The 24,076-nt window shown below is 59.1% G+C and carries 27 protein-coding genes and 1 tRNA gene; 5 read left to right on the forward strand and 23 right to left on the reverse strand.

Annotated features, from left to right (window positions below; genetic code table 11):
• Positions 1-26: 26 nt before the first annotated feature.
• The 11 genes from ndk to trmJ all read right to left on the reverse strand — a co-directional run bounded on the left by ndk (position 27) and on the right by trmJ (position 7,780).
• A complete protein-coding gene (ndk, locus tag ACQRAX_RS17145; RefSeq protein ID WP_033701183.1) occupies positions 27-452 on the reverse strand; it encodes a nucleoside-diphosphate kinase in 426 nt (141 codons plus the stop codon).
• 91 nt (positions 453-543) lie between these two features.
• On the reverse strand, positions 544-744 hold the full coding sequence (iscX, locus tag ACQRAX_RS17150; protein ID WP_028942766.1) for a Fe-S cluster assembly protein IscX: 201 nt from the start codon (positions 742-744) through the stop codon (positions 544-546).
• 12 nt (positions 745-756) lie between these two features.
• The gene (gene fdx, locus ACQRAX_RS17155) at positions 757-1,098 is read right to left on the reverse strand and encodes an ISC system 2Fe-2S type ferredoxin (protein ID WP_043864467.1); all 342 of its coding nucleotides are present in this window, start codon (positions 1,096-1,098) and stop codon (positions 757-759) included.
• A gap of 3 nt (positions 1,099-1,101) precedes the next feature.
• Positions 1,102-2,964: a Fe-S protein assembly chaperone HscA gene (gene hscA, locus ACQRAX_RS17160; protein WP_412038671.1), complete on the reverse strand. Its 1,863-nt coding sequence runs from the start codon at positions 2,962-2,964 to the stop codon at positions 1,102-1,104.
• A gap of 42 nt (positions 2,965-3,006) precedes the next feature.
• Complete coding sequence (gene hscB / locus ACQRAX_RS17165) at positions 3,007-3,528, reverse strand: co-chaperone HscB (RefSeq protein ID WP_045184606.1); 522 nt, start codon at positions 3,526-3,528, stop codon at positions 3,007-3,009.
• An 8-nt stretch (positions 3,529-3,536) separates the two neighbouring features.
• Positions 3,537-3,860, reverse strand: a complete 324-nt coding sequence (gene iscA / locus ACQRAX_RS17170; protein ID WP_412038670.1) for an iron-sulfur cluster assembly protein IscA — start codon at positions 3,858-3,860, stop codon at positions 3,537-3,539.
• Positions 3,861-3,888: 28 nt separating this feature from the next.
• Positions 3,889-4,275 carry a Fe-S cluster assembly scaffold IscU gene (gene iscU / locus ACQRAX_RS17175; protein ID WP_040261926.1) on the reverse strand — a complete coding sequence of 129 codons (387 nt, stop codon included), beginning with the start codon at positions 4,273-4,275 and terminating at the stop codon, positions 3,889-3,891.
• A gap of 46 nt (positions 4,276-4,321) precedes the next feature.
• Positions 4,322-5,536, reverse strand: coding sequence for an IscS subfamily cysteine desulfurase (locus ACQRAX_RS17180; protein WP_412038669.1), 1,215 nt, complete (start codon positions 5,534-5,536; stop codon positions 4,322-4,324).
• A gap of 42 nt (positions 5,537-5,578) precedes the next feature.
• Positions 5,579-6,070: a Fe-S cluster assembly transcriptional regulator IscR gene (iscR, locus tag ACQRAX_RS17185; RefSeq protein ID WP_038614519.1), complete on the reverse strand. Its 492-nt coding sequence runs from the start codon at positions 6,068-6,070 to the stop codon at positions 5,579-5,581.
• Positions 6,071-6,223: 153 nt separating this feature from the next.
• On the reverse strand, positions 6,224-7,006 hold the full coding sequence (gene cysE / locus ACQRAX_RS17190; protein ID WP_412038668.1) for a serine O-acetyltransferase: 783 nt from the start codon (positions 7,004-7,006) through the stop codon (positions 6,224-6,226).
• Positions 7,007-7,780 carry a tRNA (cytosine(32)/uridine(32)-2'-O)-methyltransferase TrmJ gene (gene trmJ / locus ACQRAX_RS17195; protein WP_412038667.1) on the reverse strand — a complete coding sequence of 258 codons (774 nt, stop codon included), beginning with the start codon at positions 7,778-7,780 and terminating at the stop codon, positions 7,007-7,009.
• 145 nt (positions 7,781-7,925) lie between these two features.
• Between trmJ and suhB the strand changes: the two genes are divergently transcribed.
• Positions 7,926-8,744, forward strand: coding sequence for an inositol-phosphate phosphatase (suhB, locus tag ACQRAX_RS17200; RefSeq protein ID WP_412038666.1), 819 nt, complete (start codon positions 7,926-7,928; stop codon positions 8,742-8,744).
• A gap of 89 nt (positions 8,745-8,833) precedes the next feature.
• On the opposite strand, the gene ACQRAX_RS17205 is transcribed toward suhB, so the two are convergent.
• The 6 genes from ACQRAX_RS17205 to queA all read right to left on the reverse strand — a co-directional run bounded on the left by ACQRAX_RS17205 (position 8,834) and on the right by queA (position 14,915).
• Positions 8,834-9,382: a glycine zipper 2TM domain-containing protein gene (locus tag ACQRAX_RS17205; RefSeq protein WP_197875763.1), complete on the reverse strand. Its 549-nt coding sequence runs from the start codon at positions 9,380-9,382 to the stop codon at positions 8,834-8,836.
• A 121-nt stretch (positions 9,383-9,503) separates the two neighbouring features.
• The gene (gene secF, locus ACQRAX_RS17210) at positions 9,504-10,415 is read right to left on the reverse strand and encodes a protein translocase subunit SecF (protein WP_412038665.1); all 912 of its coding nucleotides are present in this window, start codon (positions 10,413-10,415) and stop codon (positions 9,504-9,506) included.
• Positions 10,416-10,424: 9 nt separating this feature from the next.
• Positions 10,425-12,290: a protein translocase subunit SecD gene (gene secD, locus ACQRAX_RS17215; protein ID WP_412038664.1), complete on the reverse strand. Its 1,866-nt coding sequence runs from the start codon at positions 12,288-12,290 to the stop codon at positions 10,425-10,427.
• 63 nt (positions 12,291-12,353) lie between these two features.
• Positions 12,354-12,689 carry a preprotein translocase subunit YajC gene (gene yajC, locus ACQRAX_RS17220; RefSeq protein WP_010223473.1) on the reverse strand — a complete coding sequence of 112 codons (336 nt, stop codon included), beginning with the start codon at positions 12,687-12,689 and terminating at the stop codon, positions 12,354-12,356.
• A 46-nt stretch (positions 12,690-12,735) separates the two neighbouring features.
• The gene (tgt, locus tag ACQRAX_RS17225; RefSeq protein ID WP_412038795.1) at positions 12,736-13,851 is read right to left on the reverse strand and encodes a tRNA guanosine(34) transglycosylase Tgt; all 1,116 of its coding nucleotides are present in this window, start codon (positions 13,849-13,851) and stop codon (positions 12,736-12,738) included.
• Between the two features lie 14 nt (positions 13,852-13,865).
• Entirely contained in the window at positions 13,866-14,915 is a 1,050-nt protein-coding gene (gene queA / locus ACQRAX_RS17230) for a tRNA preQ1(34) S-adenosylmethionine ribosyltransferase-isomerase QueA (RefSeq protein ID WP_412038663.1), read from the reverse strand.
• A gap of 108 nt (positions 14,916-15,023) precedes the next feature.
• Here queA and ACQRAX_RS17235 point away from each other — a divergent pair.
• Positions 15,024-15,108, forward strand: a tRNA-Leu gene (locus ACQRAX_RS17235).
• A 136-nt stretch (positions 15,109-15,244) separates the two neighbouring features.
• Here ACQRAX_RS17235 and ACQRAX_RS17240 read toward each other — a convergent pair.
• The 5 genes from ACQRAX_RS17240 to ACQRAX_RS17260 all read right to left on the reverse strand — a co-directional run bounded on the left by ACQRAX_RS17240 (position 15,245) and on the right by ACQRAX_RS17260 (position 20,345).
• Complete coding sequence (locus ACQRAX_RS17240; RefSeq protein WP_412038662.1) at positions 15,245-17,650, reverse strand: TonB-dependent siderophore receptor; 2,406 nt, start codon at positions 17,648-17,650, stop codon at positions 15,245-15,247.
• A 68-nt stretch (positions 17,651-17,718) separates the two neighbouring features.
• Positions 17,719-18,669, reverse strand: coding sequence for a FecR domain-containing protein (locus ACQRAX_RS17245; protein WP_412038661.1), 951 nt, complete (start codon positions 18,667-18,669; stop codon positions 17,719-17,721).
• A complete protein-coding gene (locus tag ACQRAX_RS17250) occupies positions 18,666-19,175 on the reverse strand; it encodes a sigma-70 family RNA polymerase sigma factor (RefSeq protein ID WP_412038660.1) in 510 nt (169 codons plus the stop codon). Before ACQRAX_RS17250 ends, ACQRAX_RS17245 begins: the two co-directional genes overlap by 4 nt.
• A gap of 206 nt (positions 19,176-19,381) precedes the next feature.
• A complete protein-coding gene (gene sodC, locus ACQRAX_RS17255) occupies positions 19,382-19,894 on the reverse strand; it encodes a superoxide dismutase [Cu-Zn] SodC (RefSeq protein WP_412038659.1) in 513 nt (170 codons plus the stop codon).
• A gap of 259 nt (positions 19,895-20,153) precedes the next feature.
• Positions 20,154-20,345: a YhfL family protein gene (locus ACQRAX_RS17260; protein ID WP_045184564.1), complete on the reverse strand. Its 192-nt coding sequence runs from the start codon at positions 20,343-20,345 to the stop codon at positions 20,154-20,156.
• Positions 20,346-20,564: 219 nt separating this feature from the next.
• Between ACQRAX_RS17260 and gabP the strand changes: the two genes are divergently transcribed.
• The 3 genes from gabP (at position 20,565) to ACQRAX_RS17275 (ending at position 22,845) form a co-directional block, all read left to right on the forward strand.
• Positions 20,565-21,968 carry a GABA permease gene (gene gabP, locus ACQRAX_RS17265; protein WP_412038658.1) on the forward strand — a complete coding sequence of 468 codons (1,404 nt, stop codon included), beginning with the start codon at positions 20,565-20,567 and terminating at the stop codon, positions 21,966-21,968.
• Between the two features lie 387 nt (positions 21,969-22,355).
• A complete protein-coding gene (locus ACQRAX_RS17270; RefSeq protein ID WP_412038657.1) occupies positions 22,356-22,592 on the forward strand; it encodes a hypothetical protein in 237 nt (78 codons plus the stop codon).
• Positions 22,593-22,608: 16 nt separating this feature from the next.
• Positions 22,609-22,845 carry a DUF3077 domain-containing protein gene (locus ACQRAX_RS17275; protein ID WP_412038656.1) on the forward strand — a complete coding sequence of 79 codons (237 nt, stop codon included), beginning with the start codon at positions 22,609-22,611 and terminating at the stop codon, positions 22,843-22,845.
• Between the two features lie 65 nt (positions 22,846-22,910).
• Here the strand turns inward: ACQRAX_RS17275 and ACQRAX_RS17280 are convergent, their stop codons facing one another.
• On the reverse strand, positions 22,911-23,999 hold the full coding sequence (locus ACQRAX_RS17280) for a hypothetical protein (RefSeq protein WP_412038655.1): 1,089 nt from the start codon (positions 23,997-23,999) through the stop codon (positions 22,911-22,913).
• Between the last annotated feature and the right edge of the window lie 77 nt (positions 24,000-24,076).

Consider the following 24,076-nt stretch of genomic DNA (forward strand, 5'->3'; position numbering starts at 1 on the left):
ATTCACCCTCACCCGTAAGCTTTCGCTTAGCGAGTGGTTACCTCGGTAGCTGCGAAGAAGTAAGCGATTTCGCGAGCAGCAGCGGCTTCGGAGTCCGAACCGTGCACGGCGTTGGCGTCGATGGACTCAGCGAAGTCAGCACGGATGGTGCCGGCAGCAGCTTCTTTAGGGTTGGTAGCGCCCATCAGCTCACGGTTCAGAGCAATGGCGTTTTCGCCTTCCAGAACCTGAACAACAACTGGACCGGAGGTCATGAAAGCAACCAGGTCGCCGAAGAAACCGCGCTCGCTGTGCTCAGCGTAGAAACCTTCGGCTTCAGCTTTGGACAGTTGCTTGATTTTCGAAGCAACGATTTTCAGGCCAGCGTCTTCGAAGCGAGTGGTGATCTTGCCGATCACGTTCTTGGCAACGGCGTCAGGCTTGATGATGGAGAAAGTACGTTGAACAGCCATGGTGAAACTCCAGAAACGTTGAGTGAAGCGAAAAATTAAACCCGCGAATTATACGCGGGTTCCGGGGGATTGCCTAACCTGCCGAGCGCGCTCAGTCGGCTTCTTCGATCCAGGCCGCCTGAATGGCTTCGAGAACCTTCTCGCCGCCACGCTGCGGATCGTCACTGAATTCCGGCAAAGCCAGCACCCACTGGTGCAGATCGACGAAGTTCACATAACGAGGATCGACTTCCGGCTTGCTTTCGGCAAGCTGGATTGCAATTTCAAGTACATCAACCCATTTCAGGCTCATGTCAGCTCCAGATCAATGCGGCGCTTCGGCGGCGTGGTTGAGTGAGTACTTGGGAATTTCAACGGTCACGTCTTCGGTGCCGACCTTGGCCTGGCAGGTCAGGCGCGACGTAGGCTCCAGGCCCCAGGCGCGGTCGAGGTAGTCCTCTTCCAGCTCATCGGCCTCATTGAGCGAATTGAAGCCTTCGCGAATGACGCAATGGCACGTGGTGCAGGCGCAGACGCCGCCGCAAGCGCTTTCAATCTCGATGTGGTTGTCGTGCGCCACTTCTAGAATGGACTTACCTGTCTCAGCCTCCACCACCATGCCATCCGGGCAGAACTTCTCGTGGGGTAGAAAAATCACCTGCGGCATTGGTTACTCCTCGATCTCATTCAGGTTGCGCCCGGCCAACGCGGCTTTTACCGTCGAATCAAGGCGACGGGCGGCAAAGGCATCGGTCACCTGCGACAGACGCTTGGTCTGCTGCTCGATGGCTGCGCCATCGGTGCCGTTGATCAAATCACGCAAGTCTTGCATCTGTTGCTCGATAGCCAGACGCTCTTCGGCGTCCAGCAGACGCTCGCCATCGGCGTCCAATGCGCCCTGCACTGCCTCAAGCAGGCGCTCGGCATCGACCTGGTGTTCACGCAACTGGCGCGCAACCTTGTCGAAACCGGCATGTTCGAAGGAGTCCTTGAGCATGCGGGCAATTTCGCCGTCGGTCAGACCGTAGGACGGTTTGACCTGAATGCTCGATTCAACACCCGAACCCAGCTCACGCGCCGAAACACTTAGCAGGCCATCGGCGTCAACCTGGAAGGTCACACGAATTTTCGCCGAGCCGGCAACCATCGCCGGAATCCCGCGCAATTCGAAGCGTGCCAGGGAGCGGCAGTCACTGATCAACTCACGCTCACCTTGCAGGACGTGAATCATCATGGCCGACTGGCCATCTTTGTAAGTGGTGAATTCCTGGGCGCGAGCGACCGGAATGGTGGTGTTACGCGGAATCACCTTTTCCATCAGCCCGCCCATGGTTTCCAGCCCCAGGGACAGCGGAATCACGTCGAGCAACAGCAGCTCGCCACCATCGCGGCGGTTACCGGCCAGGGTATCGGCCTGGATCGCCGCACCGATGGCGACCACTTGATCCGGGTCGATTTCGGTCAACGGGGTACGGCCAAACAGCGCCCCGACAGCCTCACGCACGCGCGGCACACGGGTCGAACCACCCACCATGACCACCGCACCGACTTCTTTTAGCTCTATACCGCTATCACGAACCGCGCGACGGCAGGCCTTGAGGCTACGGGCGATCATCGGCTCGATCAGTGCATCGAAGGCACCCCGGGTCAGCTCGGCCTGCCAACTGCCATAGATGACCGATACCGAATCGGCATTGGTCAGGGCTTCTTTGGCGGCGCAAGCGGTTTGCAGCAGTTGGCGTTGGGCGCCCGGATCCAGGTCCGAGGACAGCCCGGCCTGCTCGACGATCCAGCTGGCAATTGCGTGATCGAAGTCATCGCCACCCAGGGCGCTATCGCCACCCGTGGCCAGTACTTCAAAGACACCGCCGGTCAGGCGCAGGATCGAGATATCGAACGTGCCACCACCGAGGTCGTAAATCGCCACCAGGCCTTCGGCGTTCTGGTCCAGACCATAGGCCACCGCTGCCGCGGTAGGCTCATTAAGCAGACGCAGCACGTTCAGCCCCGCCAGACGCGCAGCGTCCTTGGTGGCCTGACGCTGAGCATCGTCGAAATAGGCAGGCACCGTGATCACCGCACCGACCAGCTCGCCCCCCAGGGTCTCTTCTGCACGCTGGCGCAGGACCTTGAGGATATCCGCAGAGACTTCCACTGGGCTTTTCGGCCCCTGAATGGTGTCGATGAACGGCATGTGCGACTCACCGCCGACAAAGCGGTACGGTAGCTGCTCGCCCAGTTGCTTGACGTCCGCCAGGCCACGCCCCATCAGGCGCTTGACCGACAGCACGGTATTGAGCGGATCACTGGAAGCGGCGTCACGCGCCCCCTGACCGACATCAATGCGGTCAGCGTGATAGCGCACTGCCGAAGGCAGGATGACCCTGCCTTGGGCGTCAGGCAGGGGCTCGCTACGGCCGCTGCGCAGGGCGGCAACCAGAGAGTTGGTGGTACCAAGGTCAATACCCACCGCCAGGCGACGCTGGTGCGGTTGAGGGCTCTGACCGGGTTCGGCGATCTGCAGTAGGGCCATGCTTATCTGAATACCAGGGGTGCCGCCAGAAGCAGCACCGAGTTAATCGTCGAGGCGCTCTTCCAGCTGGCGCACTTCATAGGCGAGCTTGTCGAGAAACTGCATGCGGCGCATCAGGCGTTCGGCCTGTTCACGCTGCGCAGGATCATCCCAGCAGGCGGCGAAGTCCTCGTTGAGCGCTTCCTGGGCGACTTTCAAGCGGCGCTTGAAGGTGGCAACGCCATCGAGGTCGGCACTGTCCTGCAGATCTTCGAGTTCTTCGCGCAATTGCATCTGCTGCAGGAGAAACTCGGGATCGTGGACGGTGACTTCCTGCGGCACTTCATGACCGCCGATCGCCAACAGGTAGCGGGCACGCCGGGGCGCGCTCTTGAGTGTCTGGTAGGCTTCGTTGAGCGCAGCCGAACGCTCCAGCGCAATGCGCTGCTCACGTTCGGAAGCGTCGGCGAAGCGATCCGGGTGAACCTCACGGGCCAGCTCGCGGTAGCGAACGGCCAACTTGTCGAGATCCAGACGGAAGCCAGGTTGCAGGTCAAACAGGGCGAAATGACAAGGAGTACCCACGCGCAGCCTCAGACGTTGAAGCTTTCGCCGCAGCCACACTCACCGCGCACGTTGGGGTTGTTGAACTTGAAGCCTTCGTTCAACCCTTCCTTGACGAAATCCAGCTCGGTGCCGTCGAGGTAAGTCAAGCTTTTCGGGTCGATGATGACCTTCTCGCCATGGCTTTCGAAGACCTGGTCTTCGCTGTCCGGCTGGTCAACGAACTCCAGCACATAGGCCAGGCCCGAGCAGCCGGTGGTACGCACGCCAAGGCGAATACCAACACCCTTGCCGCGACCTTCGAGGGAGCGCCGCACATGGTTGGCGGCGGCTTCTGTCATGCTGATAGCCATCGAGACTCCTTACCTGCAACAGGCGAACTTAGAGCAAACCTTTCTTCTGCTTGTAATCGCGTACGGCCGCCTTGATGGCGTCCTCGGCGAGTACCGAGCAGTGAATTTTCACCGGCGGCAACGCCAGTTCTTCGGCCAGCTGGGTGTTCTTGATGGTTTCAGCTTCGTCCAGCGTTTTACCCTTCATCCACTCAGTGGCCAGGGAGCTGGAGGCGATAGCCGAACCACAGCCGTAGGTCTTGAACTTGGCATCTTCGATGACGCCTTGCTCGTTGACCTTGATCTGCAGGCGCATCACGTCACCGCAGGCCGGAGCACCGACCATGCCGGTACCGACATCCGGGTCCTCGGCGTCCATCTTGCCGACGTTGCGTGGGTTTTCGTAGTGGTCGATGACCTTTTCACTGTAAGCCATGGTGCAATTCCTTCCTCATCAGAGAGCCGCTCTTGCCGGCGACTACTTAGTGCGCAGCCCACTCGATCTTGGAGATGTCGACGCCGTCTTTGTACATATCCCACAGCGGCGACAGTTCGCGCAGCTTGGTTACGGCCTCGCAAACTTTCTGCGCGGCGTAGTCGATTTCTTCTTCGGTGGTGAAACGACCGAAGGTGAAGCGAATCGAGCTGTGTGCCAGCTCGTCGTTGCGGCCCAGGGCACGCAGCACGTAGGACGGCTCCAGCGAAGCCGAGGTGCAGGCCGAACCCGAAGACACTGCCAGGTCCTTGAGGGCCATGATCAGCGACTCGCCTTCAACGTAGTTGAAGCTCAGGTTCAGGTTGTGCGGGATGCGCGCGGTCATGCTGCCGTTGATGTACAGCTCTTCCAGGGCTTCAACCTGCTGGTAGAAGCGGTCGCTCAGAGCCTTGATGCGCAGGTTTTCGCTGGCCATCTGCTCTTTGGCAATGGCGAAGGCTTCGCCCATGCCGACGATCTGGTGGGTAGCCAGGGTGCCCGAACGCATGCCGCGCTCGTGACCACCACCGTGCATGGTGGCTTCCAGGCGTACGCGAGGCTTGCGGCTGACGTACAGCGCGCCAATGCCTTTTGGACCGTAAGTTTTGTGTGCCGAGAACGACATCAGGTCGACTTTCAGCTTTTGCAGGTCGATTTCGACCTTGCCAGTGGACTGAGCGGCGTCGACGTGGAACATGATGCCGCGGGCGCGGGTCAGCTCGCCGATGGCAGCGATGTCGTTGATGGTGCCGATTTCGTTGTTCACGTGCATGACCGACACAAGGATGGTGTCGTCACGCAGGGCTGCTTCAATCATGGCCGGCGTGATCAGGCCATCGGCGCCGGGCTCGATGTAGGTCACTTCGAAGCCTTCACGCTCCAGCTGACGCGTGCTGTCCAGCACAGCTTTGTGCTCGATCTTGGAAGTGATCAGGTGCTTGCCCTTGGTGCTGTAGAAGTGCGCGACACCCTTGATTGCCAGGTTGTCGGACTCGGTGGCACCGCTGGTCCAGACAATTTCCCGCGGATCGGCATTGACCAGGTCAGCGACCTGGCGACGGGCATTCTCGACCGCTTCTTCGGCTTTCCAGCCAAAGACGTGAGAGCGCGACGCCGGGTTACCGAAGTTTCCGTCGACCAGCAGGCAGTCGCTCATCTTCTGGGCAACGCGTGGGTCGACCGGTGTGGTCGCGGAGTAATCGAGGTAGATCGGCAACTTCATTGAATATCTCCTATCAGGCGGTCGCGCCGCGCGTCGAAACGGTCATTCGACGGCTGACGTCTCAATCTTGTCCAGCTGCGGTGCCCGGCCTGCTATACGACGCAGATCCTGGCGCTGGGCGACTTCTTGTACCTCACGGCGAGTAACAAGGTCAGCCAGGCTGATGCCGCTGAGAAACTCGTGAATCTGCTGGCTCAGGTCACACCACAAGTGGTGGGTCAGGCAGGTATCGCCAGCGTGGCAATCACCCAGCCCCTGGCAGCGTGTGGCGTCGACCGATTCGTTGACCGCGTCGATGACCTGGGCAACCTGAATGCTCTCCATGCTTCGCGACAGCTGATAGCCGCCGCCAGGGCCGCGCACACTGGAAACCAGGCTGCTGCGGCGCAGCTTTGCAAACAGCTGCTCCAGATAAGAGAGGGAGATGCCTTGGCGCTCGGAAATGTCGGCCAGAGACACCGGCCCATGCTGCGCGTGCAACGCCAGGTCGAGCATGGCGGTCACGGCGTATCGGCCTTTTGTAGTCAGTCGCATGGCTAGTAGGTACCACGGGGTTACGGGATGGGAGCGAGTATGCTATTCCCGAGCATTTAAGTCAACTATAAGACCTAGTGCTTTAGTCGGGATTAGCGTAAGACGGCGGCCGAATGATAGCAAACTAAGGGGCGTCTGCGCACGCCCCTTCTGTCAATGCGCCGACGCGTCGCTACGGGCTTCATCCTTGATCTGGGCGAAGTCTTCTTCACGCAAGGCCGGCAGGTCTTTGGCGCAGTAATCGCTGCCCAGATTCTTCAGCGCACCGCACATGTCCTCAAGGCGCCCATCCACCGCTTGCAGGTGATCGAGTAACTGACCAATGGCGCGCGCCACCGGGTCCGGCATGTCTTCGCTGACACCATAGGCGTCAAAGCCGATCTTCTCGGCCATGGCCTTGCGCCTGGCTTCGACCTCGGCGTCAGTCTTGACGATGATCCGCCCCGGAATCCCCACCGCCGTGGCGCCCGCCGGCACAGCCTTGGTGACCACAGCATTGGAGCCGATCTTAGCCCCAGCACCGACAGTGAACGGCCCCAGCACTTTGGCCCCGGCCCCCACCACCACACCATCCTCCAGGGTCGGATGGCGCTTGCCCTTGTTCCAGCTGGTACCGCCCAGAGTCACACCCTGGTACAGGGTGACATCGTCACCGATCTCAGCGGTTTCGCCGATCACAATGCCCATGCCATGGTCGATAAAGAAGCGCCGCCCCACCTTGGCACCGGGATGAATTTCGATACCGGTCATCCAGCGCCCGAAGTTCGATACCAATCGGGCCAGCCACTTCCAATCACGCTTCCACAGCGCATGGGCCGCGCGGTGCAGCCAGATCGCATGCATGCCCGGGTAGCAGGTCAGCACGTCAAAGGCATTGCGCGCCGCCGGGTCACGGTGGAAAACGCTCTGGATATCTTCACGCAGACGCTCGAACATTTACTGATCCTTGCGCTTATGCGGCTCGCCACGGGCCACTTTCTGGGTTTCCGTGAGGATGCCGCGCAAAATACTCATTTCCGAACGGTTGACCGAGCTGCGTCCGTACAGCCGACGCAGGCGTGGCATCAGGTGCTTTGGCTTCTCCGGGTCGAGGAAGCCGATGTCGACCAGGGTCTTTTCCAAGTGTTCGTAGAACAGCTCCATTTCATCCATGGTCGCCAGCTCACTGCTGCGCACCGAAGTCACTTCGAATTTTTCCACTTTCGACGGCTGCCCTTCAGCGGCCAGCCAGGCCATACGCACTTCATAGGCCAGCACCTGGACCGCGGCTCCCAGGTTCAGCGAACTGAAGTCGGGGTTTGACGGGATGTGCACATGAAAGTGACAGCGCTGCAGCTCCTCATTAGTGAGGCCTGCGTATTCACGACCGAACACCAGAGCGATCTCCTCACCCTGGGCGGCGTGCTCGATGACCTTGCTGCCGCATTCACGCGGGTCGACCAACGGCCAAGGGATACGTCGCTCGCGAGCACTGGTGCCAAACACCAGACTGCAGCCGACCAGCGCCTCTTCCAGGGTGGCGACCACTTGCGCACCGGCCAGCACATCATTGGCACCCGACGCACGGGCATCAGCCTCGTGCGAGGGGAAATCCTGTGGGTCGACCAGCACCAGGCGCGACAAGCCCATGTTTTTCATGGCACGCGCAGCGCCGCCGATATTGCCGGGGTGGCTGGTATTGACCAGAACAACACGAATATTTTGCAGCAAGGCGAGCGCTCACAGACACGGAATAGAGGGTGCAAATCTTACAGAAGCGACCGACTTTACGCTACGAAAGCAAATGTGGCCCTTCTTCGCGCAAAGTTTTCTGCTAGAATGTTCGGCTTTCTTTAACGACCCAGGTGAAACGTCCATGCAGCCCATGCTGAATATCGCGCTGCGCGCCGCCCGCAGCGCCAGTGAATTGATTTTCCGCTCCATCGAGCGCCTGGATACCATCAAGGTTGATGAAAAAGACGCCAAGGATTACGTCTCGGAAGTCGATCGTGCGGCGGAGCAGAGCATCATCAATGCCCTGCGCAAGGCTTACCCGAACCACTCCATCTACGGCGAAGAAACCGGCCTGCACGCTGGCAACGGCGAAGAAGGCAAGGACTACCTGTGGATCATCGACCCACTGGACGGTACCACCAACTTCCTGCGTGGCGTTCCACACTTTGCTGTCAGCATTGCCTGCAAATACCGTGGCCGCCTTGAGCACGCCGTGGTGCTTGACCCTGTCCGCCAGGAAGAATTCACCGCCAGCCGTGGCCGTGGCGCCCAACTGAACGGCCGTCGCCTGCGCGTCAGCCCACGCACCAGCCTGGAAGGCGCACTGCTGGGCACCGGCTTCCCGTTCCGCGACAACCAAATGGCTGACCTGGACAACTACCTGGGCATGTTCCGCGCCCTGGTTGGCCAGACTGCTGGCATCCGCCGTGCCGGTGCGGCCAGCCTCGACCTGGCTTATGTCGCCGCTGGTCGTTTCGATGCCTTCTGGGAATCGGGCCTGTCGGAATGGGACATGGCTGCAGGCACCCTGCTGATTCAGGAAGCCGGCGGCCTGGTGAGCGACTTCACCGGCGGTCACGACTTCCTCGAGAAGGGCCACATTGTTGCCGGTAACACCAAGTGCTTCAAAGCCGTCTTGACGGCCATCCAGCCGCACCTGCCGGCCTCGATCAAGCGCTAAGTTTCGATCAGGCACAAAAAAGCACCCCTCGGGGTGCTTTTTTATTGCCTGCAGGAGCAGACTCATCCGCTCCTACGAAAAACGCGCAGTTACTGACCCGGCTGCGCCTGACTCAGCACCAGCTTGCCCTCTTTATCCAGCGGGATCTGCGAGCCCGGGTCACGGTCCATACGGATCTGCCCGACCTTGTCGCCAATCGAATACTTCACGTCATAACCCACAACCTTCTCGCTCAGGTCATTGACCGTGTTGCAGCGTGTTTGTGTGGTCGTGTAGGTATCACGCTCCTGCATGCCTTCCTGCACCTTGTTACCGGCATAACCACCGCCGACCGCACCGGCGACCGTGGCAATCTTCTTCCCGGTACCGCCACCAATCTGGTTACCCAACAGGCCACCCGCCAGAGCGCCGACCACGGTACCGGCAATCTGATGCTGATCCTTCACCGGAGCCTGACGCGTAACAGTCACGTCTTTGCACACTTCGCGCGGGGTCTTGACGGTCTGCTTGACCGGTTGCACCGCCAGCACTTCAGCATACTCCGGCCCACTCTTGACCAGATTGTAGGTGGCCACAGCACCTCCGGCGGTAACACCGACTGCACCCAGAACCGCACCCACCAGCATTGACTTGTTCACGTGAACCTCCTGATCGTACCTGCGGGAACATTGCCCGCCTTCTCCCTGCCTTGGAGCATAAAAAAAGGCGCGAGTTCAATTCTCGCGCCTTCTTCTATGACGAACAGTGTGGGGAAAAACCTTATGGGAGGTCGTCCACACCCTCAGCCTTGGCCGGGGGAATCAGGTCTTCGCTGTTCAGGTTCAGCCAGATCAGCACCACGTTAGCGATGTAGATCGACGAGTAGGTACCCGCCATGACACCGATGAACAGTGCTAACGAGAAGCCCCACAGGTTGTCACCACCGAAGAACAGCAGCGCTGCAATGGCCAGCAAGGTCGACACCGAAGTGGCCACGGTGCGCAGTAGCGTCTGGGTGGTCGAGATGTTGATGTTCTCGATCAGCGAAGCCTTGCGCAGCACACGGAAGTTCTCGCGCACCCGGTCAAATACAACGATGGTGTCGTTGAGCGAGTAACCAATGATCGCCAACACCGCCGCCAGCACCGTCAGGTCGAAGGTGATCTGGAAGAACGACAGGATACCCAGGGTCACCACGACGTCGTGGATCAGCGACAGGATCGCACCCAAGGCGAATTTCCACTGAAAGCGGAACGCCAGGTAGATCATGATGCCGCCCAGGGCCAGCAACATGCCCAGGCCACCCTGATCGCGCAGCTCCTCACCTACCTGTGGACCGACGAACTCAACGCGCTTGACCACCGCCGGGTTGTCGCCACTGACTTTCTGCAGGGCTTCGGAAACGCGATTACCGAGCATCGGGTCGTCGCCTGGCATACGCACCAGCAGGTCGGTGGTAGCGCCGAAACTCTGCACCACAGCGTCCTCGAAACCGGCCTTGACCAGCTCTTCACGCACCTGCCCAAGGTTGGCCGGACGCTCGTAGGTCAGCTCGATGAGCGTACCGCCGGTGAAGTCCAGGCCAAAGTTGAGGCCTTTATAGAACCAGCTAAACAACGCCAGCACGGTAAGAAGCAGGGTGATGCCGAACGCAACGTTGCGCACACCCATGAAGTTAATGGTACGTAACATGGCAGCCCCTTAAACCCACAACTTCTTGATATCACGCCCACCGCAGGTCAGGTTGACCATTGCGCGGGTAACCATGACGGCCGTGAACATCGAGGTGAAAATCCCGAGGGACATGGTAACTGCGAAGCCCTTGACCGGGCCGGTACCCATGGCGAAGAGGATGCCGCCGACCAGCAAGGTGGTCAGGTTGGCATCGACAATCGCCGAGTAAGCACGGTTGAAGCCTTCATGAATAGCGCGCTGCACCGACATGCCATTGGCCAGCTCTTCGCGGATCCGCGAGAAGATCAGCACGTTGGCGTCGACCGCCATCCCCATGGTCAGAACGATACCGGCAATACCCGGCAGGGTCAGGGTTGCACCCAGCAAGGACATCAGCGCCAGCAGCATGACCATGTTACCGGCCAGTGCGACAGTGGCAATTACACCGAAGAAGCGGTAGATGGCCATGATGAACAGCGAGACGAACAGCATGCCCCACAGCGACGCATCGATACCCTTGGTGATGTTGTCAGCACCCAGGCTCGGGCCGATGGTGCGCTCTTCAGCGAAGTACATCGGTGCCGCCAGGCCACCAGCACGCAGCAGCAGGGCCAGCTCCGAGGATTCGCCTTGACCGTTCAGGCCGGTAATACGGAACTGACTACCCAGCGGCGACTGAATGGTCGCCAGGCTGATGATCTTCTTCTCTTCGGTGAAGGTCTGGACAGCGACATCTTTCTCTACGCCTTCAACCATCTGCTTGACGTAACGAGTGGTCGGACGCTGCTCAATGAAAATCACCGCCATGCTACGACCGACGTTGCTGCGGGTCGCACGACTCATCAGCTCGCCACCGTGGCCATCCAGACGGATGTTCACCTGTGGACGGCCCTGCTCGTCAAAGCTGGCCTGGGCATCTGTCACCTGGTCACCAGTGATGATCAAGCCACGCTCGACAGCTGCAGAGCGACCACCTTCACGGAACTCGAAGGTTTCGGTGGTGGCTTTCGAAGCACCCGGCTCAGCGCCCAGACGGAATTCCAGGTTGGCGGTTTTACCGAGGATACGCTTGGCCTCGGCAGTGTCCTGCACGCCTGGCAGCTCGACCACGATGCGGTTGGCACCCTGGCGCTGAACCAGCGGCTCGGCTACGCCCAACTCGTTGACCCGGTTACGCACCGTGGTCAGGTTCTGCTTGATCGAGTATTCACGGATTTCCGCGACCTTGGCCGGGGTAATCGCCAGACGCAGCACCGACAGGCCATTACGCTCGGTGGCGGTCAGTTCGAAATCGTTGAAATTCTTGCGGATCAGGCTGCGCGCCTGTTCGCGGGCGTCTTCATCGGAGAAGCCCAGTTGAATGCCGCCATCTTGTTGCGGCAGGCTGCGATAGCGCACGCGCTCTTTGCGCAGCAGGCTTTTGACTTCGCCTTCGTAGACCTTCAGGCGAGCCTGCATGGCTTTGTCCATGTCTACTTCGAGGAGGAAGTGCACACCACCGGACAGGTCCAGACCCAGCTTCATCGGGCCTGCGCCCAGGTTGCGCAACCATTGCGGAGTGGTCGGAGCCAGGTTCAGTGCGACTACGTAGTCATCGCCCAGTGCCTTGCGCACAACATCCTTGGCTGGCAGTTGATCTTCCTGTTTGGTCAGACGCACCAGCGCGCCTTTGCCCTTCTCGCCCAGGCTCGCGGCCTTGACCTGGATACCGGCCTCGACGAGCGCTTTGCTCACGCGATCGAGATCCGCCTGAGTGACCTGCAGCGCCGTACTGGCACCGCTGACCTGGACGGCCGGATCATCAGGGTAGAGGTTGGGAGCGGAATAAATAAAACCGATCGCCAGTACCACCAGGATCAGTGCGTATTTCCACAGAGGGTATTTGTTCAGCATCACGCCGCCCGTTCAAGACGCGGGGCGCCTTGCGCGCCCCGTCGATTGGTAAAAAACTGAAACTTAGATCGCTTTGAGCGTACCTTTTGGCAGGGTCGCGGCAACGGCGCCCTTCTGGAACTTCAGTTCAACGTTGTCGGACACTTCCAGGACCACGAAGTCATCGGCAACTTTGACGATCTTGCCAGCGATACCGCCGTTGGTGACAACTTCATCACCTTTTTGCAGGTTGCTCAGCAGGTTTTTCTGCTCTTTGGCACGTTTGGCCTGTGGGCGCCAGATCATCAGATAGAAGATGACCAGGAAGCCAACCAGGAAAATCCACTCAAAACCGGTTCCGGCTGGGCCGGCGGCAGGGGCAGCGGCGTCCGCGTAAGCGGCAGGGATCAAAAAGCTCATTTAGCACTCCAGTTGCAATCAGTACTTGTTAGGGATCGACAAAACGTCAGTCCAAGGGCGGCACAGGCAGCCCGCGCTTGGCGTAAAAGGCATCGACAAAGACGGCCAATGTACCTTGTTGAATAGCCTCGCGTAAACCAGCCATCAACCGCTGGTAATGGCGCAAGTTATGGATCGTATTCAACATACTGCCCAACATTTCGCCGCACTTATCCAGGTGATGCAGATAAGCACGGGAGAAGTTCTGGCAGGTGTAGCAGTCACAGGTCGGATCCAGTGGCGAATCATCATGGCGATGGAACGCGTTGCGGATTTTGATCACGCCTGTATCGACAAATAGATGGCCATTGCGCGCATTGCGTGTGGGCATCACGCAATCGAACATGTCGACGCCGCGGCGCACACCCTCAACGAGATCTTCCGGCTTGCCTACCCCCATAAGGTAACGAGGTTTGTCAGCCGGCATCTGGCCTGGCAGGTAATCCAGCACCTTGATCATTTCGTGCTTGGGCTCGCCCACCGACAGGCCGCCGATGGCCAGGCCGTCGAAGCCGATCTTGTCCAGGCCTTCGAGCGAGCGCATGCGCAGATCCTGGTGCATGCCACCCTGAACGATACCGAACAGCGCTGCGGTGTTGTCACCGTGGGCATTCTTCGAGCGCTGGGCCCAGCGTAGCGACAGCTCCATGGAGATGCGCGCGACATCTTCATCGGCTGGGTATGGGGTGCATTCGTCGAAGATCATTACCACGTCGGAGCCCAGGTCACGCTGGACCTGCATCGACTCTTCCGGGCCCATGAACACCTTGGAGCCATCGACCGGCGAGGCGAAGGTCACGCCCTCTTCCTTGATCTTGCGCATGGCACCCAGGCTGAACACCTGGAAACCACCGGAGTCAGTGAGGATCGGGCCCTGCCATTTCATAAAATCGTGCAGGTCGCCGTGGGCCTTGATCACCTCGGTGCCTGGGCGCAGCCACAGGTGGAAGGTGTTGCCGAGGATCATCTGCGCGCCGATGGCTTCAATGTCGCGTGGCAACATGCCCTTGACCGTGCCATAGGTGCCCACCGGCATGAACGCCGGGGTTTCGACCACACCCCGAGGGAACGTCAGGCGGCCACGACGGGCCTTGCCATCGGTGGCCAGCAATTCGAAGGACATACGACAGGTGCGACTCATGCTTGATCCTCGGGGCCGCGCGGCGCCGGATTGCGGGTGATGAACATGGCATCACCATAACTGAAGAAGCGGTATCCGTTGTCGACCGCCGCCGCATAGGCAGCCATGGTCTCGGGATAACCGGCGAAGGCCGAAACCAGCATCAACAGCGTGGATTCAGGCAAATGGAAGTTAGTCACCAGGGCATCGACCACATGGAACGGCCGGCCCGGAAAAATAAAGATGTCGGTGTCGCCGCTGAACGCCTTGAGCACGCCGTCACGGGCGGCGCTTTCCAGCGAACGCACGCTGGTGGTACCAACAGCGATGACACGCCCGCCACGGGCACGACAGGCAGCGACGGCATCGACCACGCCCTGGTCAACCTCCAGCCACTCTTTATGCATGTGGTGGTCTTCAATACGCTCGACCCGCACCGGCTGGAAAGTGCCAGCGCCAACATGCAGGGTGACAAAGGCAGTTTCCACGCCCTTGACGGCGATCTTGCCCAGCAACTCTTCATCGAAGTGCAGACCGGCGGTGGGCGCTGCAACGGCCCCGGCACGCTCGGCATATACCGTTTGATAACGCTCGCGGTCGGCGCCCTCATCCGGACGGTCGATATAGGGTGGCAGCGGCATATGCCCCACGCGGTCGAGCAACGGCAACACTTCTTCGGCAAAGCGCAGCTCGAACAGCGTGTCGTGACGGGCGACCATCTCGGCCTCGCCACCACCGTCGATGAGAATCTGCGTACCTGGTTTTGGTGACTTGCTCGAACGCACATGGGCCAACACCCGATGACTGTCGAGCACCCGCTCAACCAGAATTTCCAGCTTGCCGCCGCTGGTCTTTTGGCCAAACAATCGCGCCGGAATTACCCGGGTATTGTTGAACACCATCAGGTCGCCCGGGCGCAGGTGCTCGAGCAAATCGGTGAACTGGCGATGAGCCAGCGCCCCGCTCGGCCCGTCCAGGGTCAACAGGCGGCTGCTATGGCGCTGCGCCAACGGATGGCGAGCGATCAGGGAATCAGGAAGCTCAAAGGAAAAATCAGCGACGCGCATGATGGTGTTCGGTTTGACAGGGCCGCAAAGTTTAGCCGAAAAGTCGAAAATTGACCATGAAACCTGATTGACCAACGGTAGAGGTCTCTCTATACTTCGCCGCCACAAGCCCTGATGGCGGAATTGGTAGACGCGGCGGATTCAAAATCCGTTTTCGAAAGGAGTGGGAGTTCGAGTCTCCCTCGGGGCACCAAATCGCAGTACACAGATATCCAAGGATGTCTGAGCAACACCCCCAAGAGCCCGCTAACTGCGGGCTTTTTGGTTTCTGGGGTTTAATCCCGACCATTGCCAAGCCACCCATCCATGGGCGTTACGCAAGCATCGAATCAAAAATCGACGGTCGCCGACAGCAGATAGGTGCGTGGCGTGGAGAGGGTCAGCCCCGGCTCGCTGTCGTCCGAAGCGCCAGCAGAGCTCCAATAGCGTTTGTCTGCCACGTTCTCGATGTTGGCGCGCAGGGTGACGTTCTTTTCATCGACCTTGAAGGCGTAGCGAGCGCCCATGTCCAAACGTTCCCAGGAATCAATTTCCTTGCCGTTGGCCTGGTCCAGATACTGCGAGCTGGAATAGATACCACGGCTGGTCAACGTCAGGCCCTGCACGCTCGGCACGTCCCACTCGGCACCCAGGTTGATGTTGTACTCGGGCGTGGCCGGGGCGCGGTTGCCATCGAAGGTGCCATTGGTGGTGTCAGTCAGTTCACTGTCGATGTACATCACGCCGCCGAGCAGACGAAAACCTTTGAGCGGTTCACCGAACACACTCACTTCCACACCCGTGTTCTCTCGCTTGCCGTTCGGGCCGAAAACGCGCGTCGTGGCGTTGGTCTCGTACGCAGGCTGTTTGATCCGGAACACCGCGGCGGTCACGGCAAACGCACCGGCGTCATACTTAGCGCCAACTTCGACCTGGCGGCTGATGAACGGCGGGAAGATCTCATCCTCGTTCAACGAAGTTGATGGCGCGATCTTGCCCTGGCTCAAGCCTTCCATGTAGTTGGCGTACAACGACAGTTCTTCGGTTGCCTTAAACAGGATGCCGCCTGACGGCGAAACCTTTTCCTCATCGTAAGCTGTGTCGCCTTTGACATCGTCCGACCAGTCATCAACCTTCACCCGCTGCCAGCGGGCGCCAAGTGTCAGCAGCAGTCGGTCGTCGAAGAAACCCAATGTGTCAGACAGTGCCACGCTACTGAAGCGGTTCTCGGTATAAACCTCGGGATCGAAGCGCGTGGGTCTGGCAGGCGTTGGTGTTTCCACCGGATCGTAGATGTTGCTAGGGGCTGCGGCATAGCGAGAACCGCCATTCTCGAAGTCCATGTAGAAGTAGCTGGCACCCAAGTTGACTTGGTGGCTCACCGGGCCGGTATGAAACCAGTTGCGCACCCCGGCTGTAGCCGTGCGGACATTTTCGTCACGGGTAAAGTCACGCGGTTGAACGCTGAAATCACCGGCATCATTGCTGACCGACACGGCATGGCGAAGAAACTCATGGTTGCTTTTACGTGCCCCCACACCGCCGTACAGCAAGACGGAATCGCTGACATCAAATTCGCCATTCACCGTACCGAAGGTGTCGTTGGTACTCGCCTTGCTCCAAGGCTGCGCATAGTTGTCGCGGACATCGCTGGCATGCGGAACCTGCGCCTTTGCATTGACCTGCACACGTTCTTGCGGCGCGTCGGTATCACGCTCGGTGCGGCCGATATCCGTCGACAGCCGCAGGCGCTCACCGCGAAAATCCAGGCCGAGGACGGCCAACTCGCGGTCGACACTCTGGTGATCCCAATCGGTATCGCCGGACTGTTTCACACCATTGAAACGTATGCCGAACTTGTTGTCTTCACCAAAACGGCGCCCGACGTCCACGGTACCACCGACCTGGCTGTCAGACGCGTAGCTCCCGGTGAACGAGGTGATGGGTTTGTCGGTCGCGCGCTTGGGCACCACGTTGATACCGCCCCCCACGCTGCCCCGCGGCGAGATGCCGTAGGTGAGCTGGCTCGGACCTTTGAGGATGTCGACGCGATCGGCCATTTCCATGTCGATCGTGTAGGTCGGCAGGACACCGTAGAGACCGTTGTAGGCGACATCACTGTTGAACAGGCTCAGCCCGCGAATAGTGAACTGCTCGTAACGCCCACCTGCCGGGTTGGTGGCGCGAACCGAGGGATCGTTGGCGATCAGGTCGCCCAGGGTACGCGCCTGCTGGTTCTTGACCACCTCGCTGGTGTAGGTGGTCATGCTGAACGGTGTTTCCATAAAATCATTGGAGCCCAGCAATCCTTGCGAACCACGGCGCGCGACCTGGCCACCGGCATATGGATAGCCGTGCTCCGAATCAAAGGTACCGACAATCGAGGTGGCCCCCAGTTGCAAGTTGCTGCCTTCTGGCGCCGGGGTCAGGATGTACGCTTGTTCACCCACCGGCTGCAGTTGCAGACCGGACCCCTGCAACAACCGCGCGAAACCTTCCTCGACCCCGTACTCGCCGGACAGACCATCGCTATTGCGGCCGCTGACCAAGGCCGGATCCACCGACAGGCTGACCCCGGAAAGCCCGGCGAAGCGGGTCAACGCGGCACTCAGACTGCCGGCCGGGACCTGATAACTGCGCCGCTCAGGGGTGTCGTCAGCCCAGCTCTGTGACATCAACAACGGAGTGGCACTCAGGCTCAACATGAAGCTCAACTGCAACAACGGACGCAAACGACTCGGGAATACTGCGGGCATTGGTAGAAGCTCTCGTTTTTTGTTCACTTACCTGGAATGACCAGCGAGGCGAAAAAAAGGGACAGGCTTCAGGCAGTATTTTTACGAGGAACCAGCGTTACCCAGAATCGGGTGCGTGACTGCACCTCCAGCGGCAGGCTCGCGGCCAGCAACGAAAGCACTCGATCAGTATTGTCGAGGCGGAAGCTGCCGGTAATGCGCAACGCTTCCAGCGCCGGATCCCAACGCAGCAGACCGGAACGATAACGGCTCAACTCGCGCAAGAAATCGCCCAACGGCTGGTTTTGTGCCATCAGCACGCCACTGCGCCAGTCGGGAAGCAATACATCGAACACCGCCACCGGCCCCGCACCACTGGCGTGCAGACTGAGCTGCTGCCCAGCTCGCAAGGTTATCGCCGGGCCTTGCGAGGGTTTGAGCTGCACCGAACCGCTGACCACCGAAACCCGGCAATCACGCTCGCTCAGGCGCACGCAGACTTCGCTGCGGCTGACGATGATGCGACCGTAAGGGGCCTGGATCGTCAAAGGCGCACTACCCGGCACCTTCAGCGCAATTTCGCCGCGTACCAGTGTTACCAGGCGGGCCGCGAGGTCAACATTCACCGCGCTGTCGGTATTGAGCTGCAACGAGCTGCCATCGGCCAACGGCAACTGCTTGAGTTCGCCAGTGCTGGTGCGCAGATCGGCGCGCCACATATCCAGCGGCAACTGACGGCTGATCAACCAGGCGGCCGGAACCAATGCCACCACCCCGAGCGCCTGCTTGAGCGCAGCGCGGCGTGCGGGATCCGGACGATCCAAGGTGGCCATCGCCAACGCCGAAGGCATGGCGCTGAAGCGCTGGCGTAACAATTGCGCCTTTTGCCATGCGTTTTCGTGGCTGCTGTGACTGATGCGCCAGTTGTGCAGGCGGACGTGATCGTCTGCGGTCGCATCACCGGATTCCAGCAGCGTCAGCCACTGCGCCGCAGCACGCGCGACTTCACGGGCTTCATTGGACGGTGCGGTACGCATCACAGATCCAGCAACAGGCAATGCTCATACGCCTGGGCCATGTAGCGCTTAATAGTGCGTTCGGACACTTTCAAGCGTTCGGCAATTTCCCGGTAGCCTAAGCCTTCGAGCTGACTCAACAGGAACGCACGGCGCACGGTCGGCGCCAGACCATCGAGCAATTCGTCCATTGCTTGCAGGGTTTCCAGCAGGACCCAGCGCTGCTCCGGCGACGGCACGTATTCTTCAGGCAGGTTCGCCAGGGCGTCCAGGTAGGCCTGTTCAAGGCTGCGACGGGTGTAGAAGTTGCTCAGCAGGCGTTTGCCGACGGTCAGCAAATATGCACGGGGTTCACGCATTTCCACGATTGACTGCGAACTGCCGAGCACCCGCAAAAAGGTGTCCTGACTCAGATCGGCCGCATCCCACGCATTGCCCATGCGCCGACGCAGCCAACTCTCCAGCCAGCTTCGGTGGTCACGGTATAGCGCGTGCAGGCTGTGCTCCGGTGGCGTCGCCGCTTCAATCATGACAAAGGACCCTGCGCGAAATTAGAACTCAAATGAGATTGATTCTAATTAATAACATTCCGCAACACAAAGACCTTTTAGAGCGGATGCGCTCACTCGATGCCAAAGAGAACATGACTTGATGACAACCCCTACCCCGGCAGCGACGCATCAAACCCAACGCACAGAAAAGCCGACTTCAATGTCAGCTTTTCTGTAGCCGCGACTTACTTCACCACCCCACACGCAATTCTCGCCCCACCTCCACCCAACGTCTGCGGGTGATCACTATGATTGTCGCCCCCGGCATGTACCATCAGTGCATGCCCCTTGAAGTCCTCAATGTTCAGACGAGGTGCCAGGACCGGATAGGTCGCCGTACCCTTGTCACTGACGTAAAGCGCCGGCAGATCGCCTTGGTGTCCACTGTCATCATAAGGCCCCTTGTGAAGCTTGCTGCTGCCCGGATCCCAATGCCCACCCGCAGCGCCAGCCGGCGTGTTCGTGCCTTCAACCATCGCCGCGGCGCAGGAAGGCTTTTCATGCAGGTGGAAGCCATGCACACCGGCTGGCAGGTCGCGCAGGTTCGGGGTCAACAAAGTGCCGTAGCGATTTTGCTCAAGGCTGATGGTGCCGATGGGCTTGGCGCTGCCGTCGGCTTTCATCAAGGCCATTTCGACTGTCTGCGCCTGAGCGGCAGCGGACGCGATCAATAACGTGGTGAACCAGAATACTTTCATGTGAAGACTCCATTGCCTGTCATGGGACCGAAGCGACCCACCTTAGCAATGGAGGCTGACTTAACACGCAGGGTTCCATTTCCAGGGTACTCAGCCACACCCAGGCCCCTCTCCCACAAAAACAGACAAGGCAGCACTACTTGTCGTAACCGCTGCCGAGCCACGAGCTCATCCAACCGCCCAATAAAAACCCCCTGCACCATCGGTAGCAGGGGGTCTCGATTAAGCCGAAATCGGACTAATCAGCGCGTCGCTAAAATCACTGCGGCTGAGGCAGTTTATCGATAGGACCGCAGCCGCCAATAACTTTAGAGATAGAAACCGAAGGGTGGAACAGGTAGTCATACGAGCAATTCTTTTGCTGGTTATATACCTGACCAGTGCAGCCGGACAGCAGGGCAACACCAGAAACCATGGCAGTAGCGACGGCTACTTTGAACAGCTTTTTCATACAAAAATCCTTTAATTTATGAAGCGCCATCATAGTGATGGCGGCGGGATTATACACAAAACCTCCCCGCAACTTGCTCTGGCCAATGGCGCAATCGGACTCAAGCACGGCGCAATCGACAAACCCACGCGCTAATGCACCTAGGTAATGTGACTTGGCCTTTTTCAACCGTGCATTCAGTCACGCGTCCCAAGATCAAATACAACGAGAATAAGCACAATGATCAGCCTGGGCTCCGAGGATTCGAAAGGTCAGTTGGCGCAGGGCTTCAAGCCTCGCCACGTCACTATGCTTTCAATTGCCGGCATCATCGGAGCCGGGCTGTTCGTCGGCTCCGGGCATGCGATTGCCGCCGCCGGTCCCGCCGCGATACTGGCCTATTTCTTGTCTGGCCTGCTGGTCATTCTGGTAATGCGCATGCTCGGCGAGATGGCCGTCGCTAACCCGGACACCGGATCGTTTTCCACTTACGCCGATCAGGCCATCGGGCCGTGGGCCGGGTTTACCATTGGCTGGATGTACTGGTGGTTCTGGGTACTGGTCATTCCTATCGAGGCCCTGGCCGCCGGGCATGTCCTCAATACCTGGTTTCCTCAGGTCGAGGCCTGGTTGTTTGCCCTGCTGTCGATCATTGCCTTGGCAGCAACCAATCTGTTCAGTGTCGCCAAGTACGGCGAATTCGAATTCTGGTTCGCCCTGTTCAAGGTGCTGGCAATCATCGCCTTCATCGGCCTCGGTGCTGCGGTGTTGGTCGGTTGGGTGCCGGACCGGGAAGTCAGCGGCTTCAGTCACCTGCTCGCTGAACACGGCGGTTTCGCGCCCAATGGCGCCTCGGCAGTGGTTGGAGCGTTCATTACGGTGATGTTCAGTTTTATCGGTATTGAGGCCGTAACCATCGCCGCCGCCGAGTCGCAAAGCCCGGCGAAGAATATTGCCAAGGCCACCCGCTCGGTGATCTGGCGAATCGGCGTGTTCTATCTGCTGTCGATCGCGGTGATTATTTCCATCGTGCCCTGGAATGATCCGCAACTGGCTTCGGTGGGGTCATACCAGCGAGCGCTGGAGCTGATGAACATCCCCCACGCCAAGTTCATGATGGATGTGGTGGTGCTGGTTGCCGTGGCCAGTTGCATGAACTCGTCGATCTACATCGCTTCACGCATGCTCTATTCCCTGGGCAAGCGCGGCGAGGCGCCCCGGCAGATCAAGGTCACCTCTAAAGCGGGGGTGCCCAGGGCGGCCGTTTTCGCCAGCACCGTGTTGGGTGCGGTGATCACCGTCGTCAGTTATTTCGCTCCGCCGAGCCTGTTTCAATTCTTGCTGGCCAGCTCAGGCGCCATTGCTTTGCTGGTGTACCTGGTCATTGCGATCTCGCAGTTGCGCATGCGCAAGAGGCTGCTGCGGCAAAACGTTCAACTCAACTTTCGTATGTGGCTGTTCCCCTGGCTTACCTACGCGGTGATTGCCTTCATCGTCGCCGCGCTCGGGGTCATGCTGGTGACGCCCGAACACCGGGCCGAGGTGACGACCACCATCGGCCTGGCGCTGATCATCTCATTGCTCGGCATTGTGCTGACCCGCCAGCACGGGCAACCGGCGCGAGTCAGCTCCACGGTTCAGTAAACCGTCACACAGCTCTTCAGCCCGATCCAGCTCATGTTCGCGGGCTGAAGTATCTCAGCGAGTTGAAGTAGGCATTAGGGAAAAGGTTGATGGTGTCAGCTACTTCGCTATTTCGTGTAGTCCTTTTCCCAAGCATAATCCGCGGGCATTGCAGCTGTTGCGCCCGCTTCGGTAGCTGCCTAGTCTTGGGCGGTCGTTGCCAATTCAACGACCGGTTTTGACAGACCGCTTCATACTTAGGCGCTACAACTGTCGCTATGGCAGCTGTACGTGGGGCACACTCGTGTGCGCCGGGTTCCTAAGTCCCTGGTCTGTCAACCCGCGTACGGCTGCCACCCATTCGTTTGACAGCGGTAAGTGGCAGCTCCACTGGCTTAGGAGTTGACCATGCTGAAAATCGTTCCCGATCCCCCGCTGCTTCCCACCGATTCCCCTCATTTCCTTGAAGACACCCTGGTCTATGCCTCAGAGCATCTGAGCTGCGCCCTGATCGTAAGCCAGCAAGCGGCGTTGCTTCACCCTGATGCGCACGGGCAAATACTTGTGCGTACAGCGGTGCATGAAATAGAGGCAGCGCGAAGACGCGTCGAGCTGGCGTTGGCTTGCATTCAGAGAAGTGGTTGATTGCGGGGATCACTTCATGACCTGGAAAACCGCTGGCGCAGTTGCCTTCGCCCATCATCAGCTGTTTCGCATCAACCCGGGCATTCCCGCTGAGCACGCACTAGAGCAGGCCTCGTTGCTCATGGCCTGCGTGAACAGGTTGACCGCAATGGGTGCCACGGATGAAGACCAGAGCCTGGTGTGGGCCGCGCATCTTCTCGGCGAAATGGCCAAGGCGATTGTTGATGACGTAAGCCTGGGTTTATCTCAATAGCGCTTGATGCTGGCCCAGGTCTGTCCTGGGCCAGCATTGCTCATGACGCTGCAGCGGAGCGAAAGTCAAAAACCTACCACCGTATAGGCAAATTCGTTCGGCCCACTGGCAATCCCGCAGGATGAGGAGTCAATCTGCATCCGGTCATCATCATGTACGATCAGCAAGTGTGCCTGATCTAGCACTTCCAGCCCTTCCGGTTTATTGACAAACTTCACCGGCAGACCATCTTCCGTGCGCACCAGTTGCGGCGACAAGCTGTCGCCTTCAAGCAACCCTCTCAAGGGTATCGACCAGAGGTAGCCACTGATGTTTTCTTCATCTTCAAAACTGGTCAATGCATAGAGGCGGTCTTGGTTGTAACGATCAAATTCAATAGACGACAGACCTAGATCCTGGGGTACTTGCTGAGTGTGGTGTGGCACGAACTCGAAGATCAGCTTGAACGGTGACGTAAACTGCAGCACACCGTTATCCAAGGAGAACGTGGTCGCCAATATCCGAAAAACTTCGCGGGCTTCCTTACGGTTTGCTCCTTGTTTGCGAATACCGACCAGTAAACGGTTACCCGGCGCGACGGACAGGCCTTCTACCTGAAAAAATTCTGCACCCAATGCTTGCGACATCTGCTCGCGTAAGGCCACTGAGCTGGCAACACCCTGGCGCACTGAGAGTGAGGCAATATCAACGCGTCCTGGGGCATCTGCAGGCCAGTAAACAATAGTGTTGTAATTATCGAACCCGGCATCACTGTCAGTACCCACCCTGCTGAACGCAGTACTGGCGATGACGTAACGGCCATCCAGCGTTGTGGTTAACGCTTCGAATTGCTGCGCCTGCTTGAGGACTGGAGCATTCAGGTACTCGGGAATAGCGTCAACAATTCGGTTGTTTTCCAGAGCCCGCGTGAAGATTGGAGAGCGTGAATTTCCCGGGAGCATTTTGTCATTGGCAAGTATGAGTGTGTCGCCCACCCTGGCGACGGCGGAAACCTCGCAAAGCACGCCACTGGTCTGACCAGGATCAAGGGCTTTGTCAGCACAAGTGGCAGTCGCATGCTCAAGCCACTTCACTCGCTCAGGTAGGGTTGAGGCGTAGGCGGAGGAAACACTCGAACTGATCAAGCCAACTAACATCAGCGTTTTGATATGCATAGTCATGACTCCTTGTCTGACGGGGGTACCGAAGCCCGGCCCTTGCACTATCACTGTTGCTCAACGTGCAGTTGAAT

Source organism: Pseudomonas sp. UM16, from assembly GCF_050312595.1.
In the GTDB taxonomy this organism is placed as follows: Bacteria; Pseudomonadota; Gammaproteobacteria; order Pseudomonadales; family Pseudomonadaceae; genus Aquipseudomonas.

Bases quoted from the DNA above. Each gene is read 5' to 3' on its own strand.
- tgt (WP_412038795.1), bottom strand. From the start codon at position 13,851: ATGTCCTTCGAATTGCTGGCCACCGATGGCAAGGCCCGTCGTGGCCGC.
- cysE (WP_412038668.1), bottom strand. From the start codon at position 7,006: ATGTTCGAGCGTCTGCGTGAAGATATCCAGAGCGTTTTCCACCGTGAC.
- gabP (WP_412038658.1), top strand. From the start codon at position 20,565: ATGATCAGCCTGGGCTCCGAGGATTCGAAAGGTCAGTTGGCGCAGGGC.
- ACQRAX_RS17250 (WP_412038660.1), bottom strand. From the start codon at position 19,175: ATGATTGAAGCGGCGACGCCACCGGAGCACAGCCTGCACGCGCTATAC.
- ACQRAX_RS17180 (WP_412038669.1), bottom strand. From the start codon at position 5,536: ATGAAGTTGCCGATCTACCTCGATTACTCCGCGACCACACCGGTCGAC.
- sodC (WP_412038659.1), bottom strand. From the start codon at position 19,894: ATGAAAGTATTCTGGTTCACCACGTTATTGATCGCGTCCGCTGCCGCT.
- ACQRAX_RS17280 (WP_412038655.1), bottom strand. From the start codon at position 23,999: ATGCATATCAAAACGCTGATGTTAGTTGGCTTGATCAGTTCGAGTGTT.
- iscR (WP_038614519.1), bottom strand. From the start codon at position 6,070: ATGCGACTGACTACAAAAGGCCGATACGCCGTGACCGCCATGCTCGAC.
- ACQRAX_RS17260 (WP_045184564.1), bottom strand. From the start codon at position 20,345: ATGAAAAAGCTGTTCAAAGTAGCCGTCGCTACTGCCATGGTTTCTGGT.
- iscA (WP_412038670.1), bottom strand. From the start codon at position 3,860: ATGGCTATCAGCATGACAGAAGCCGCCGCCAACCATGTGCGGCGCTCC.
- ACQRAX_RS17270 (WP_412038657.1), top strand. From the start codon at position 22,356: ATGCTGAAAATCGTTCCCGATCCCCCGCTGCTTCCCACCGATTCCCCT.
- yajC (WP_010223473.1), bottom strand. From the start codon at position 12,689: ATGAGCTTTTTGATCCCTGCCGCTTACGCGGACGCCGCTGCCCCTGCC.
- queA (WP_412038663.1), bottom strand. From the start codon at position 14,915: ATGCGCGTCGCTGATTTTTCCTTTGAGCTTCCTGATTCCCTGATCGCT.
- fdx (WP_043864467.1), bottom strand. From the start codon at position 1,098: ATGCCGCAGGTGATTTTTCTACCCCACGAGAAGTTCTGCCCGGATGGC.
- secF (WP_412038665.1), bottom strand. From the start codon at position 10,415: ATGTTACGTACCATTAACTTCATGGGTGTGCGCAACGTTGCGTTCGGC.
- ACQRAX_RS17240 (WP_412038662.1), bottom strand. From the start codon at position 17,650: ATGCCCGCAGTATTCCCGAGTCGTTTGCGTCCGTTGTTGCAGTTGAGC.
- iscX (WP_028942766.1), bottom strand. From the start codon at position 744: ATGAGCCTGAAATGGGTTGATGTACTTGAAATTGCAATCCAGCTTGCC.
- iscU (WP_040261926.1), bottom strand. From the start codon at position 4,275: ATGGCTTACAGTGAAAAGGTCATCGACCACTACGAAAACCCACGCAAC.
- ACQRAX_RS17275 (WP_412038656.1), top strand. From the start codon at position 22,609: ATGACCTGGAAAACCGCTGGCGCAGTTGCCTTCGCCCATCATCAGCTG.
- hscA (WP_412038671.1), bottom strand. From the start codon at position 2,964: ATGGCCCTACTGCAGATCGCCGAACCCGGTCAGAGCCCTCAACCGCAC.
- suhB (WP_412038666.1), top strand. From the start codon at position 7,926: ATGCAGCCCATGCTGAATATCGCGCTGCGCGCCGCCCGCAGCGCCAGT.
- ndk (WP_033701183.1), bottom strand. From the start codon at position 452: ATGGCTGTTCAACGTACTTTCTCCATCATCAAGCCTGACGCCGTTGCC.
- secD (WP_412038664.1), bottom strand. From the start codon at position 12,290: ATGCTGAACAAATACCCTCTGTGGAAATACGCACTGATCCTGGTGGTA.